Below are 14,255 nucleotides of genomic sequence, written 5' to 3' on the forward strand. Positions count from 1 at the left end.
AGTTCTTCAAGCATGACAACGCGCTGCCCCTAGAGGATAGTGCGAATATCCCGATGGGCGTTTGACCTCACATAACTCGCCGACTAAAGACCGAGCTGAGGGTGCGCATTCGTATGCGCAGCGATTCCCGAACACCAATGACGCTTCATTTGCGCTGGAGAATTCAGTGACCACCGAGCTTTCCCACTCGCTTGCCGCGCAGGGCATCGAGACCGCCGCCACGATTCATCCCAACCTGACGTCGGAAGAGCTGACCGCAGCCGCTCTCGAGCGGGGCGAAGGCCGCCGTGCCAAGCACGGTCCGCTGGTCGTAGAGACGGGCAAGCACACCGGCCGCAGCGCCAAGGACAAGTTCATCGTCCGCAATGCCGAGACCGAAGACACGGTCTGGTGGGACAACAACGCCTCGATGACGCCCGAACACTTCGCCGCGCTCAAGGACGATTTCATGGCCGCGCTGAAGGACAAGGAAGAGCTCTTCGTGGCCGACCTGTTCGGCGGTTCGCAGCCCGAATATCGCGTCAACGTTCGCGTGATCAACGAGCTCGCCTGGCACAACCAGTTCATCCGCACGATGCTGGTGCGCCCGACGGCGGAAGAGCTCGACGGTTTCGAGCCCGAGTACACCATCATCGACCTGCCGACTTTCAAGGCCGATCCGGAACGTCACGGCACGCGCAGCGAAACCGTGATCGCGGTCAATCTCGAAGAAAAGCTCATCCTCATCGGCGGCACGAAATACGCTGGCGAGATGAAGAAGAGCGTCTTCGGCATCCTCAACTACCTGCTTCCGCCCAAGGGCGTGATGCCGATGCACTGCTCGGCCAATATCGGCCCCGACGGCAAGAGCGCGGTGTTCTTCGGCCTTTCGGGTACCGGCAAGACCACGCTGTCGGCCGACGCCAGCCGCACGCTGATCGGTGACGACGAGCACGGCTGGTCGGACACGGCGGTCTTCAACTTCGAAGGCGGTTGCTACGCCAAGATGATCCGCCTCGATCCCGAGAGCGAGCCCGAAATCTACGCCACCACGCGCATGGAAGGCACCGTGCTCGAAAACGTGGTGATGGACGAAAACGGCGAGATCGATCTCAACGACAACACCCTCGCGGAGAACACGCGCGGCGCCTATCCGCTCAGCTCGATTCCGAACACCAGCGCCGACAATCTCGGACCGCCGCCGGCCAATGTCATCATGCTGACCGCCGATGCCTTCGGCGTGCTGCCTCCGATCGCGCGTCTCACGCCCGAGCAGGCGATGTACCACTTCCTGTCGGGGTACACCGCCAAGGTCGCCGGTACTGAGATCGGCGTGACCGAACCGACCGCGACCTTCAGCACCTGCTTCGGCGCGCCCTTCATGCCGCGCCACCCGAGCGTTTACGGCAACCTGCTGAAGAAGCGCATCGCCGAAGGCGGCGCGCAGTGCTGGCTGGTCAACACCGGCTGGACCGGCGGCAAGTACGGCACCGGCCACCGCATGCCGATCAAGGCGACCCGCGCGCTGCTCAACGCTGCGCTCGACGGTAGCCTCAACGATGCCGAATTCCGCAAGGACCCGAACTTCGGTTTCGAAGTGCCGATCAGCGTTCCGGGCGTCGACAGCGGCATCCTCGATCCGCGCTCGACCTGGGCGGACAAGGACGAATACGACCGCACCGCGCACAAGCTGGTTCAGCTCTTCGTCGACAATTTCGAACCCTTCGCAGCGCATGTCGATCAGGGCGTGCGTGACGCTGCTCCCGAAGCAGCCTGACGGTTAGCCCGCGACCTGCGGGCACACAGTTGGAGAGGAGACCCCCGGCCGCACCAAGGAGAGAGGGTGCGGACCGGGGGTTTTTCATATGCCCCGTTCGCGTCCGCTCCGCCTTGGCCGAACGATCAGACCGCGGTGGCAGGTTCCGCCAGCTTGTCGACGTAGTCCCAGATCCGGCTGACGACCACAGACCCTTCGCCCACCGCGCTCGCGACGCGCTTCACCGAACCCTCGCGCACGTCGCCGACCGCGAAAATGCCGTCGGCACTGGTCTCGAAAGGCGTCTCGCGCCCGACCGTGGCTCCGGTCTTTACGAAGCCCTTGTCGTCGACCTCGGCGAGGCCGGAGAGCCATGCGGTATTGGGCGCGGCGCCGATCATGATGAAGAGCGCCCGCGTGTCCACCTGCCGCTTGCCGTCGGGGGTGTCGAAAGTGACGCCGGAGAGGCGCTCGTCTCCGTGGAGATCGCAGACCTCGGTATTGTAGTGGATCGTGATCGAGGGATCGGCTTCGAGCCGGTCGGTCAGGTAGCGCGACATGCTTGCCGCCAAGCTGTCGCCCCTCACGACGAGGTGCACGTGCTTGGCATTGCGACTGAGATACATGGCCGCCTGCCCTGCCGAATTGCCGCCGCCGATCACCACGGCTTCAGTGCCGTGGCAGAAGCGGGCTTCCATGTCCGTGGCGGCGTAGAAAACGCCGGCGCTCTCGAAATCCTCGAGCCGGTCGATCGGCAGGCGGCGGTATTGCACGCCGGTCGCCACGAGGATGGCGCGCGCACAGACTTCGTCGCCATCGTCCAGCTTGGCGCAATAGGTGCCGTCCTCGCGCCGGACGAGGCCTTCGACCGCGCGGGGCATGGCGAAGCGCGTACCGAATTTCATCGCCTGGATCTGCCCGCGATAGACAAGGTCCGCTCCGCTGATGCCGGTAGGGAAGCCCATGTAGTTCTCGATCCGGCTGCTGGTCCCGGCCTGCCCGCCGATGGCCGTGTCCTCGATCGCGAGGGCGCAGAGACCTTCGCTTCCCGCATAGACTGCTGCGGCCACGCCGGCGGGACCAGCGCCGACGATGAGCACGTCGTAGAGCGTCTCGCGGCAGACATCGAGATCGAGCCCGAGGAACTGTGCGACCTTGCGCGGGCTTGGATTCTCCATCACCCGGTCCATGCCGAGAATGACTGAAGGCTTGTGGCCGGTCAGGTCGCAGGCCTGCAGCGTTTCGTCATCGCGCCCGTCCATATCGAGGCTCTGGAAAGGAATGCGGTTGCGGCTGAGGAAGCGCTCGATCTGCTGGATGGCGGAATCGCGGTCCGCACCGATCAGCTTGATTGCGCTGTTGTTGAGCTCGAACTGCTTGCGTCGGCGGGCCGAAAATACGCGCAGCACGTGGTCGGACAGCTCGGGAACGCGCGCCATGAGGTCCAGCATGTCAACGCGCGGCACTTCGAGCGTCCGCGTCGGCTTGGGCGCGCGCATCGGCAGCGTGTAGCTGCCGGCGTTGAGGAAGGAGAGCTCGCCCATGAACTGGGTCGGGCCGAGCGAGCTTTCGAGCAGGCGGTCACCCGAATAGGGATCGACCACTTCAATCTCGCCCTCGAGCACGTAGACGAAGCGATCCATGGCATCGCCAGCTTCGGCAACCATCTCACCCGCCGCATATTCGCGCTCAGTGCCCAGCTCGCGCAGCATGGCCACATGGTTGTCGGCCAGCGGCACGCGCGGCATGGTCTCCAGCTTCTCGCCCAGTGTTTCCATCTGCGGTGCTCAGGCTCCCTTGAGTTCTACGGCAATCTTGCGAGGGATCAGCCCCTTACGCCCGCGATGTAGCGGGCGACGTTCTTCTCCAAGACGTCCATCGGGACATTGCCGCCGAGGATGACGGCATCGTTAAACGCTTTGAAATCGTAGGCATCGCCCAGCGTGCGGCGGGCAAGCTCGCGCTGGTCGACGATGCGGCTGTGACCGAGCTTGTAGCCTGTCGCCTGTCCGGGCCAGCTGCAATAGCGATCGACCTCGCTCGCGACTTCCTGCTCCTTTGAGCCGTTGCGCTCGACGAAGAACTGGCGCGCCTGCTGGCGGCTCCAGCCCTTGGCGTGGAGCCCGGTGTCGACGACCATGCGGCAGGCGCGGAAGGCGAGGCTCTGCAGGTAGCCGAGGCGGCCGACCTTAAAGTCGTCGTAGGCGCCCAACTCGTCGGCCATCTGCTCGCCATAGAGCGCCCAGCCTTCGCTGAAGGGATTGAAGGCAAGGATCGAGCGGATCAGCGGCAGGCGGTTCGAATACTCGCCCTCCCAGACATGGCCCGGAATGGTCTCGTGATAGGTGAGATCGGCGAGGTCGTACTTCCGGTGGAGGTCAGTGGTGCGCAGGTTGATCCAGAAGCGTCCCGGGATCGTGCCGTCCTTGCTGCCCGCACCACCATAGGCGCCCGGAGCGCCGGCTTCCTCGGCAACCGGGATGCGCGTGACCTCGAGATTGGGATCGACCAGCGTGTTGAAGGCGCGCGGCATCTGCGCCTTGATCCAGTCGATACGCTCGTGGATGAATTCGAAGATCTCTTCGCGCCCTTCGTCGCCGGGCGCGAACTTGTAACGCGGATCGTCGCCCAGCACCTGCATGCGCTCGCCTACCGTGCCTTCGGTATAGCCGATGTCGCGCAGGATCGGGTCCATGCGAGCGTGGAGCGCTTCGAGCTCATCGAGGCCCTGTTCGTGGACCTCTTCGGGGGTGAGGCGAGTGGTCGTGCTCGATCGCAGCGCCCAGGCGTAGAACTCCTCGCCATAGGGTCTTGCGGAAATTCCCGGCTCGTCAGTTGCCACGGCGCGCTCGGCGCGCAGCTCTTCGAGCTGGCGAGTGAGCGCTTCTGCGATAACACCGCCTTCGAGAATCTCGGCGCGGTTGGCGTGGCTTTCGGGCATGCCGGAAGCATTGAGCTTGGCACGCAGGTCTGCGGCGAACAGCTCGCCCTTGCCGGCGCTGGCAATGGTCTGCTCCATCTGGACGATCGCCTTGTCGAGCAGGAAGGCGGGCGGGACCACGCCCATGCCGCGTGCCTCGCGGATCCGCGCCAGCTCGCCGTCGAGCGATGCAGGGAAGGCTTCAAGCCGGTCGATATAGGCATCGGCATCATCGCCATTCTCGACCTTCTGGGTCGACTGCATGAAGCGCGGCATGCCGATGTATTCGCCCACATTCTGGATGACGACATAAGGTGCAGTGCGCCAGTTGCCGACGGGCGTATCGCCATAGGGGAGGGCGAAGCCGTCGAGCGCGAGTTCATAGGCGCTTTGAACGACGTCGAGATTGGTGACCGTCTCGCTGTCCAGCCCATCGCGCGAATAGTCACGCACGCGTTCGAGATCCTGCCTCAGCGTTGCTGCATAGGCTTCCTGCCCGGCGGGCGACTGGTCCTCGAGGCGGCTGCGCAGATAGGCGTAGCGACCCGTGTCGACACCAAGGCTGGTGGCGCGTTCGGGTTCATGCTCGAGCAGGTTGTAGGCGACTGTCTCCAGCAACCGCTCCGCGCCGATCTGGCGGGCGGCGGCAATACCCTCGGGGCGCGGTGTCGGGACACATCCGCCAAGCGTAAGGGCGGTCGTCGCGCCAAGCCCCGCAAGGACCTGGCGACGTGTTGCTTCGATCGTGTGTGTGGTCATGCGCGCCGGTGTGTATCCGGCGCGCAAGAGTGTCAAATCAATCGAGGAATTCTGCCGGCACCTTGCCGCCGTTTGCCGACAATTCGCGCATGGTGCGCTTGTGCAGCCAGATATTGTCCTCTGCCGTGCCCGAGTAATCCTCGCGGCCGAGCTCTGTCGCGAGCGCCTTGCGATTCTCATAACTGGAATCGACGCCGATCAACTTCATCAGGTCGACGATCGAAGTGCGCCAGTTGAGCCGGTCGGCACCCGGCATGGAATCGAGGCTGTTCTCGACATCGACGACGGGCTTGGCGACGGCTTCCGTCTTGGGGGCATCCGCCCAGGCATTGCCCGTTTTCGGCTGTGCGGGTGCTTCCTGAGCCTTGGCCTCCTTGCCGAAGATCGCTTCCTTGATGCTGCTGAAGATACCCATCGCTCGTCCTTTCGCCGGTTGTGCGGCCTTTCGCCGCTTCGCTTTTGCAATCAACGGGATGGGATGGAGTGCGTTCCTGTGCTTCCCCGAATGCGCGGCACGGGCTAGGGAGCGGGAATGCTCGATACCGTACTCTCGATCGTCGTCCTTGCCGCCGTCGCGCTGTTCGTCGGCGCATTCCTGCTGTGGAAGCGGACCGGCAATGCCAAGAACGCGATGCTCATGGTGCTGCTCGGCCTGATCGCGCTGGGCAATGTGGCGATCTGGACGATCCCCGATGCAGACGGAGAAGCCCCGCTCGACAAGATCGAACGGGGCTCCGACCGGTAGCTGCCTGACGCGAGGAGGCTATTCGGGCAGCTTCCAGACGACCGATCCCGTGTACTGGCCGGCGACAGGCTCGCCGTTTGCGCCGCGTGCCGGCTCGAACTTCGCGCGGCGCGGCAGGAGATTGCAGGTCGCCTCGTCGAGCTGGCGATGGCCGGTGCTTCCGGTGATTTCGCAGCCGGTGACCTTGCCGGTCGCGGCGATTTCGAGACGGAAGCTCGCGGTTCCGGTCAGTTCCATCCGCGACCATGAAGAACGGTAGTCGCGGTCGCGCAGCCATCCACCCGGGTCGTTGCGCGGTTTCGCGCCCACGGGACTGAAGGTGGCGGTGGGGCCGGGGATCACCGGCTCGACGATGCGGGTCGGACCCGGATCGAGAATGATTGGACCCTCGGGAAACATGTCCGTCGTGGTCGGTATCGTCGGTTCGACCGGATCAAGGCGGAACTTGTTGTCGGGCACGCTGATGGGAGGCGTGTCAGTCTCGGGTTTCGGCTGGTCCGTCGGCGGGGGCGGGGGCGGAGGAGGCGGGAGATCGTCTCTTACATCGAAGACATCCACATTGGGCGCATCCTCGATGATCGCGTGTGTGACACTCAGCCCAGCAATAATTGCTGCCCCGATGCTCGCCTGGACGAGGATGGCTCCCGCCAGACCCGTGGCGGATGGCCCTCGCTGTTGATCGACATAAGACATGGATTTTCCTTTCCTCTGCGACTCCAAATCCATGTGAATGTTACAACATCTCTTTCAAATTGCAAATTCGGGTGGTTGGGGAGGCTCGGGCGACGGGCCACGCACACGAAAAAGGGCCCGGAAATCGGCCCCTTGATCGGTTTGATTTCTCTGTGGTTCTGCCTGTCAGGTGATCGGGCAGGCCGGGTCGAGACGGAAGTCGAGATAATTGTCTACCGACTTCATCAGCTCTTCCTGCTCGTTCTCGAAGAAGTGGTTCGCGCGCGGGATTTCTTCGTGATGCACGGTGATGTGCTTCTGCGTGCGGAGCTTCTCGACGAGCTTGGTCACGGCATTGGGCTGGACGACGGTGTCCTGCGCGCCGTGGATGAAGATGCCCGAGGCCGGGCAAGGTGCGAGGAACGAGAAGTCGTACATGCTCGCCGGCGCACCGATGCTGATCCAGCCGCGGATTTCCGGGCGACGCATGAGCAGCTGCATGCCGATGAGCGAGCCGAAGCTGACTCCGGCGACCCAGGTCACCTGCGCTTCGGGATGGACCTGCTGCACCCAGTCGAGCGCGGCAGCAGCATCGGACAGTTCGCCGATACCATTGTCGAAGCTGCCCTGGCTGCGGCCGACGCCGCGGAAGTTGAAGCGCAGCGTTGCGAAACCGCGGTTCACGAAGGTCTTGTAGAGACGCTGAGTGATCTGCTCGTTCATGGTGCCGCCGCCCTGCGGGTGCGGGTGGAGGATCATCGCAACAGGTGCGCGCGGGCGCGGGCCGGGAGAGAAACGGCCTTCGAGGCGGCCTTCGGGGCCGGGAAAGATCACAGTCGGCATGGGGAGGTATACCCTGGCAGAAAAATGTGGTGCGCGTCGACCCAAGGGGCTTGCGCGAGGTTGCGCTCCATATAGGGTTTCAGCGGCAATTCGCAATTATTTAAGGGCCCGTCCCGTCCCGACACGCATCTATCTCGATCACGCCGCCACCACCCCGCTCCGCCCAGAGGCGCGTGCGGCGATGGAGGAAGGTTTCTCGCTCTGGGCCAATCCGAGCAGTCCGCACGCCGAAGGCCGCAAGGCGAGGGCGGCGCTGGAGGATGCGCGCGAGCGGGTGAAACGGGCGTTCGGCTGGGAGGGAGAGGTCATCTTCACCTCCGGCGCGAGCGAGGCGGCGGCGTTGGCTTTGGGCCACGCCAAGGCGGGCGCGCGACTGGTTTCGGCCGTAGAGCACGATGCGATCCTCAAGGCAGCACCGGATGCCGAGCGCCTGCCGGTGCGGACAGATGGCGCGCTAGATCTCGAGGTGCTGACCGAGGCTGTCCAGCGCGAGCGGCCATTGGTCGCCGTCCAGCAGGTCAATTCCGAGACCGGCAATATGCAGGATATCACCGCGATCGCCGGTATCGTGCACCAGGCAGGCGGTTTGCTGCTCTCGGACTGTGCGCAGAGCGCGGGCAAGTTCGCCGCGCCGCTCTGCGACATGGCAATCGTTTCGGCGCACAAATTTGGCGGACCAATCGGCATCGGCGCGCTGCTGGTAAAGGACTTCGCCATGCTCGAACCGGCCGGCGGACAGGAGCGTGGCTATCGTCGCGGGACCGAGAACCTGCCCGGCGTGCTCGGCATGGCGGCCGCGCTGGAAGCTTGCAGCGATCCCTATCTGGACGCGAATGTCCTCGAACCGGTCAACACACTCGCGCAGGCTTGCCGCGAAATGGGCGGGGCGTGGATGTCTGACCGACTTTCCGATGCGACGCCCTATGTCCGCGCGATCGCCATGCCCAAGATGAGTGGCAGCGCGCAGGTCATGCGCTTCGACATGGCGGGCATTTCGGTCTCGCAAGGCTCGGCCTGTTCCTCAGGCACGATGAAGACCAGCCATGTGCTGCAATCGATGCAGGTCGAACCCGATGTCTCCGACCGCACTATCCGCGCCAGCTTCGGCTGGAATACGTCGCGCGAAGAGGTGGAACGCTTCGCCGAGGTATGGCTTGAGTTGGCGAAAGCATGATCTACCTCGACTATCAGGCCACCACCCCGCTTGCCCCCGAAGCGCGCGACGCCATGCTGCGCTGGCTCGACGGGCCGGGCGGGACCGGCTTCGGCAATCCGCATTCCCCCCACAAGATGGGCCGCGAGGCCAAGGCCGCGATCGAGTTCGCGCGCGAACAGGTTGCGGCGCTCTTTCCTCCCGGTGGCAAGGTCATCTTCACCTCCGGCGCGACCGAGGCGCTCAATCTCGCCATCCGCGGCAGCGGCAAGGACGGCACGGTCTCCGTCTCCGCGATCGAGCATTCGGCGGTGCTCGATACGGCAAAGGATGCGGGCAAGTGCCACGTGCTGAATGTCGCCAAGGACGGGCAGTGCAACACCAAGCAGGACCTGCCGCAGGACACGCGGCTGGTCTGCCTGATGCAGGTCAATAACGAGATCGGCGTCGTCCAGCCCACGGTCGAATGGCACCGCAAGGCGAAGGAGAACAACGCGCTCTACCTGTGCGACGCGGTGCAGGCCTACGGCAAGATCGAGGTCACCGGCGCGGACATGATCGCGATCAGCGCGCATAAGTTCCACGGGCCCAAGGGCGTGGGCGCGCTTTGGGTGCGCGACGGTGTCGATCTGCACGAGGTCCAGACCGGCGGTGGGCAGGAATTCGGCCTGCGGTCCGGCACGCTCAGCCCCGCGCTGATCGCGGGCATGGGCGCAGCTGCGGCCGAGGCGAAGGACCGGATGGAGCAGGATGCCGAGCACGTCCAGAAGCTCTGGAAGCGCGCCTGTGAGATCTTCGAGAACTGGGAGCTCAACGGCAGTGCCGAGGCGCGCTACCACGGCAATCTCAACATCCGCCCGCGCGGCCCCAACGGCGGCGGGCTCGATGTGAACCGCCTGATGAGCGAGTGCCGCAATGTGATGTTCTCTGCTGGCTCCGCCTGCGCGAGCGGATCGGGCCGCACCAGCCATGTGCTCGAAGCGATCGGCCTGCCCAAGAAGCTCGCCAAGACCTCGATCCGCCTCGGCTTCGGGCGCTACACCACGCTCGAAGAGATCGAGGAAGCGGGCAAGACCATCAACGAGGCAGCAAAGGCGCAAGGATCGCTATGAAGGTCACTTTCATCACCTCCGAAGGCGACCGTGTCGATGCGAGAGCCGAGGCGGGTGACAGCCTCCTTCGCGTGGCGCAGGCCGCGGGCATGCCGCTGGAGGGAACCTGCGAAGGCCAGATGGCCTGCTCGACCTGCCACGTGGTGGTCGACAAGGACTGGTTCGCCCGCCTCGCGCAAGCGAGCGAGGAAGAGGAAGACATGCTCGATCTCGCCGCGGGCGTGCGCCGCACGAGCCGCTTGTCCTGCCAGATCGTCCTCGGCGAGGAACTGGATGGGCTAATCGTCACCATTCCCGCCGAGAGCCATGACATGAGCCGGTGAGGCTACGACAGCCAACGACCCCATTGATTAGAGTTTGCTCGTCTAGCCACTAATCAATTGTCCAGGCTCCATTTGAGCCATCGGTGCCGGGGTTGGGTCTCGCGAGATCGGGCCATCCAAATTTTTGCCATGCATCTACAAGACCGATTTCCTCGGCAAATTGCTTGAATCCCGGGTGCTGACGGAAACCATGGGCGCGATCTGACGGCTGCCAAAAGGAATGAGCAATGCAAAAGTGCATCGCTGGCGAACTCTTCTCCTTGTAGAGACGGAAGAATGTTTCGGCGCTTTGCTCGCAAATGAGCACCGTCAACACCAAATAGTTTACAGGCTGCGAGCCGTCTGCATCCATCGCAATGATCGATGCTTCCACCTTTGCTTGAGCTTCCTGATCACCCGCATAAGCGGCGCGTCCAACCAACTCCCACTGTTCTCGCGAGCGCATGTGAGGATAAATGCCTTCCCCTATCGCTTCGTAGGCAGACATCATCACATCAAGTGCTTCGGCCGGTTTCCCTTTCATCATTCTAATTTTGGCTAATCCGAAGAAACCGGCGCTAAAGCCATTCTCGATCGACTGATTGAACAATTCTTCGGCGCGCTCGAACATCGATAGTTCAAGATGACATTCTGCAAGATTATAGGCCATGCGTCCGGACAAGGGATCGCGATTTAATGCGTCCCGAAATTTCGGCAGTGCCGCGGATACCCGGCCCAAGACGAGCTGTGTAAGTCCACCCACGAAGACCAACTCGTCGGCGGTCGCTCGGTCGACGGGGCGTGCTATTCGTTCGAGAAATTGACCTATGTCCATCCCGTCCCAACTCGCGGCTTGCACGAGGTACTGTGCGAGATCGGAGCTGGGGTCCAAGTCAAGCGCCCGGCGAGCGGCCTTTTCGCTTGCAGCGTAATTCAGTTTCTCGTCACTATCTGAAATGAACTGCGGGACGAGAAAATGTGCGCGCGCCAACAGCTCCCACGCGCTCACAAATTCCGGATCCAACTCGACGGTTTGCTCCAGAATCGTCACGGCGCGGGTGAGCGTGTCAGCACCCCAGACCTTGTTGACCAATGCCCGGGCGCGCAAGAATAGATCATAGGCTTCCGGATTGTCAGTCAGTTGCTCAGCCACACGTCCCTCTGGCGTGCTCGTCAAGACTGCCTGCAATTGTTCGACGATCGATCCGGAAATTCGATCTTGCAGATCGAAGACGTCTTCGAGCGTTCCATCATATCGCTCTGACCACATTTGATATCCGTCACTCGCGCGAATGAGCTGCGCGGTAATGCGAACACGATTGCCCTGTTTCCTAACCGAGCCATCGAGAACATGATCTACATTTAGCTGGGCACCAATGTCTTGCACGTTGGCATTTCTGCCTTTGAACGCGAAGCATGAGGTCCTGCCAGCGACGAGCAAGTCCGTCGAACTGGACAAGGCATTGAGTATGTCTTCCGCAATTCCGTCGGAAAAGTACTCCTGCTCGGGGTCCGAGGACATGTTGGTGAAGGGAAGCACCGCGATCGAAGCGCTGCCACCAGGCGTTCTTGGGCTGAACTCTTCGGACTGCGACGAAGTGCCTTGAGAGGGGGATTTGCCGAGCGAAGCCAACAGCTCGCGAAAGGATGAGTGCGAACCGTCACCATTCCAGTCTTCAAACCTCAAAGCATGTATTTGCCGGAAACCAAGGGGCGGAAGGACGCCATCCAACGAGATCGGCAACAGCTTCTCGCCAGTTCTGGCAAATTCGGCTTCGTCACGAACCCAATGAGATCCGAGCGAATTCTCGGACCAGGCAACTACGACGGTCTTGGCAGCAATGAGTTCGCGTTCAATAACCGCGCTGAATTCGGAGCCTCCGGTGATGTCGCGATCCCACCAGACATCATACCCGCTGGTCGTGAGCGTTCTCGCGAGCTTTTCGATCTTTGCGCGATCTGCTCGTGCATAAGAAATGAAAATATCGGCCACGCTTGCTCCATCCGTGCGACCGATAATTTGTTAGCAGGTCGATGAAAGATACTACAATGCTTGTTTATTGCAGTCCTTTGAGCGCGATCCTCAATGACCGCTTTTCACCCAATATCGTATTTAGCAAAGCCAGTCCAAGCGCCCCGCCGCGAATTTGGTCGGCGGAGCGCTCGGCTGCGGGCTTTAGTCCGTGGTGGTCTCTTTCGGTTCTTCCGGCTTTGTCCAGCCGTCATTGCCGATGCCGGTCGATAGGCCGATCCGCTTGAACAGGCGGATGAGGCCCCAGACCAGCAGGCCGATCGGAAGGACAACCAGGCCGAGGACCATGAAGATCGCGATGAGGTTGCCGAAGATCGTCGCCAGCGAACCCCATGCGTTGCGGATGGGATCGGCAAACCCGCCTTCGGACGGCGTGCCCGCCTCGTATTCGAGCGTCATGGTCGAATAGGCCACGCGGCCGCGCATCTCGTTGAGCCAGCTTCGCGCCTGGTCGATTTCCTCGTTCACCTGCGCCACCCCGCGTTCGGCCTCGACCAGCTCGGCGACGGTCCCGCGGCGGTTGCGCAGGACGTCCATCAGCCGGTCGCGCAGCACGGTGCGGGCGCGCAGCCGTGCCTCGGTGTCGACGATGCGCTTCGACAGGTCCTCGCCCTGGATCGAGGAGGACACGAGCTCACCGTTCATGCCTTCCGACGTCGCGGTGAGCGCCTTGCCGAAGGTGCGCGCCTCGCCGCTGGCGATCGCGATGCGCAGGCTGCCATAGGCATAGTCGCCCTGGCTCTCGCCCGAGTTCATCGAGACGATGCGGCAGACTTGCGGCCCCTTCGCCTCGCACATGTCGGCGTGCTTTTCCTGCATCCGGCGGATGAGGTTCGGCGCCACGCGGAACCCGTAAGCGTAGGTGTAGGCGACCTGCGGCATTCCCACGGGCACTTCGGAAGTGGCGGAAGGGGGGATGGTGTCGTTGCCGGACGACTGCGCAGGGCGGGTGCGCGGGGGAGGTGGCGGAGGAGGAGGAGGCGAAGCCACGCGAGGCAGCGAAGGCCCGCTTTCCATCGCTTCCATGAAGCCGAACTCGTTTTGCGGAGCAGCGTCGGTCGCCATTTCGGCGTCGACGGTCGTCACACGCTCGGTCGTGGCGCGCTCTTCCGACTGGCCGCAGGAGGTCAGCGCAAGGCCGGACAAGCCGACCAGCAAGAGGGAACGTTTCATCATCGAATCTCTCCTCACCATATTTCTGCCTCAATGTGGCCACATTTCTGCCGCATTTGCAAGCGATCTTGTATGTTACAACGTATCCTATTGTATAAACGCGTCAAGTCAGGCGAGAAAAAGGGCCCCTCCGCGCGATGCGAAGGAGCCCTTTTTGGTTCGGTTTTAGAGAGGGTTACGCGTCTTCGAGCTCGCGGCTCTCGACACTCTCGCCCAGCATGTTGATCAGCGCCTTGCTGAATGCCGGAATGTCGTCCGGATTGCGGCTGGTGATCAAATTTCCGTCAACAACGGCTTCCTGATCGACCACATTTGCGCCTGCATTCTTCAGATCGGTGCGGATCGAGGGCCATGCGGTGAGGGTCTTGTCCTTGATGATATCGGCTTCGGCGAGAAGCCAGGGTGCGTGGCAGATTGCTGCGATCGGCTTGTCCGCCATGTTGAATTCGCGGACGATCGCGATGGCGCGTTCGTTCATGCGCAGGATGTCGGGGTTCATCTGGCCACCGGGCAGGAGCAGCGCGTCGAAGCCGGAACAGTCGGAAACTTCGTCGACCGTCTTGTCGACCTCTACGCTGTCGCCCCAGTCTTTGTCCTTCCAACCGGTGATTTCGCCATTTTCGAGACTGACGATGGTCGTCTCGAAACCGGCGTCTTCGAGATTGGCCTTCGGGTCCATCAGTTCGGATTGCTCGAAGCCGTTGGTTGCGAGGATCATTACGCGTTTCGTCATGGGGTAACTCCTTGATTTCGTGTTGCCCTTGAAACGGGTGGGAGACGGGCCATGTTCCGCGGTGACAGGCGAGCCG

General features: G+C 62.6%; 13 protein-coding genes. 5 read left to right on the forward strand and 8 right to left on the reverse strand.

All coding sequences use genetic code 11. From position 1 onward, the window contains the following. Positions 1-166 precede the first annotated feature (166 nt). Entirely contained in the window at positions 167-1,756 is a 1,590-nt protein-coding gene (locus tag ACZ1G8_RS09615) for a phosphoenolpyruvate carboxykinase (protein WP_472679201.1), read from the forward strand. A gap of 125 nt (positions 1,757-1,881) precedes the next feature. Here the strand turns inward: ACZ1G8_RS09615 and ACZ1G8_RS09620 are convergent, their stop codons facing one another. From ACZ1G8_RS09620 to ACZ1G8_RS09630, 3 genes are read right to left on the reverse strand one after another with little or no spacing between them, the layout of a single operon-like run. After that, entirely contained in the window at positions 1,882-3,513 is a 1,632-nt protein-coding gene (locus tag ACZ1G8_RS09620) for an FAD-dependent oxidoreductase (RefSeq protein WP_472679202.1), read from the reverse strand. Between the two features lie 47 nt (positions 3,514-3,560). Next, positions 3,561-5,414 carry a DUF885 domain-containing protein gene (locus ACZ1G8_RS09625; RefSeq protein ID WP_472679203.1) on the reverse strand — a complete coding sequence of 618 codons (1,854 nt, stop codon included), beginning with the start codon at positions 5,412-5,414 and terminating at the stop codon, positions 3,561-3,563. A 37-nt stretch (positions 5,415-5,451) separates the two neighbouring features. Then, positions 5,452-5,829 (reverse strand): DUF3597 domain-containing protein, encoded by a 378-nt coding sequence (locus ACZ1G8_RS09630; RefSeq protein ID WP_472679204.1) that lies wholly within the window; start codon positions 5,827-5,829, stop codon positions 5,452-5,454. Positions 5,830-5,946: 117 nt separating this feature from the next. On the opposite strand from ACZ1G8_RS09630, the gene ACZ1G8_RS09635 reads away from it, so the two are divergent. Further along, the gene (locus ACZ1G8_RS09635) at positions 5,947-6,159 is read left to right on the forward strand and encodes a hypothetical protein (RefSeq protein WP_472679205.1); all 213 of its coding nucleotides are present in this window, start codon (positions 5,947-5,949) and stop codon (positions 6,157-6,159) included. 18 nt (positions 6,160-6,177) lie between these two features. Here the strand turns inward: ACZ1G8_RS09635 and ACZ1G8_RS09640 are convergent, their stop codons facing one another. Together ACZ1G8_RS09640 and ACZ1G8_RS09645 are read right to left on the reverse strand one after the other, a co-directional pair. Continuing rightward, entirely contained in the window at positions 6,178-6,852 is a 675-nt protein-coding gene (locus tag ACZ1G8_RS09640; RefSeq protein WP_472679206.1) for an energy transducer TonB, read from the reverse strand. A gap of 165 nt (positions 6,853-7,017) precedes the next feature. Continuing rightward, entirely contained in the window at positions 7,018-7,674 is a 657-nt protein-coding gene (locus ACZ1G8_RS09645) for an alpha/beta hydrolase (protein ID WP_221429026.1), read from the reverse strand. On the opposite strand from ACZ1G8_RS09645, the gene ACZ1G8_RS09650 reads away from it, so the two are divergent. The 3 genes from ACZ1G8_RS09650 to ACZ1G8_RS09660 are packed head-to-tail and all read left to right on the forward strand — an operon-like array spanning position 7,673 to position 10,262. Beyond that, complete coding sequence (locus ACZ1G8_RS09650) at positions 7,673-8,848, forward strand: cysteine desulfurase family protein (RefSeq protein ID WP_472679207.1); 1,176 nt, start codon at positions 7,673-7,675, stop codon at positions 8,846-8,848. The genes ACZ1G8_RS09645 and ACZ1G8_RS09650 overlap by 2 nt on opposite strands. Further along, entirely contained in the window at positions 8,845-9,939 is a 1,095-nt protein-coding gene (locus tag ACZ1G8_RS09655) for a cysteine desulfurase family protein (protein WP_472679208.1), read from the forward strand. Before ACZ1G8_RS09650 ends, ACZ1G8_RS09655 begins: the two co-directional genes overlap by 4 nt. Further along, positions 9,936-10,262, forward strand: coding sequence for a 2Fe-2S iron-sulfur cluster-binding protein (locus ACZ1G8_RS09660; protein WP_472679209.1), 327 nt, complete (start codon positions 9,936-9,938; stop codon positions 10,260-10,262). Before ACZ1G8_RS09655 ends, ACZ1G8_RS09660 begins: the two co-directional genes overlap by 4 nt. A 49-nt stretch (positions 10,263-10,311) precedes the next feature. Here the strand turns inward: ACZ1G8_RS09660 and ACZ1G8_RS09665 are convergent, their stop codons facing one another. The 3 genes from ACZ1G8_RS09665 to ACZ1G8_RS09675 all read right to left on the reverse strand — a co-directional run bounded on the left by ACZ1G8_RS09665 (position 10,312) and on the right by ACZ1G8_RS09675 (position 14,179). Continuing rightward, entirely contained in the window at positions 10,312-12,234 is a 1,923-nt protein-coding gene (locus tag ACZ1G8_RS09665) for a TIR domain-containing protein (RefSeq protein WP_472679210.1), read from the reverse strand. Between the two features lie 183 nt (positions 12,235-12,417). After that, a complete protein-coding gene (locus ACZ1G8_RS09670; protein WP_472679211.1) occupies positions 12,418-13,449 on the reverse strand; it encodes a DUF4349 domain-containing protein in 1,032 nt (343 codons plus the stop codon). A 172-nt stretch (positions 13,450-13,621) separates the two neighbouring features. Continuing rightward, entirely contained in the window at positions 13,622-14,179 is a 558-nt protein-coding gene (locus tag ACZ1G8_RS09675; RefSeq protein ID WP_472679212.1) for a type 1 glutamine amidotransferase domain-containing protein, read from the reverse strand. Positions 14,180-14,255 lie beyond the last annotated feature (76 nt).

Source organism: Qipengyuania sp. BR81-2 (assembly GCF_055693895.1).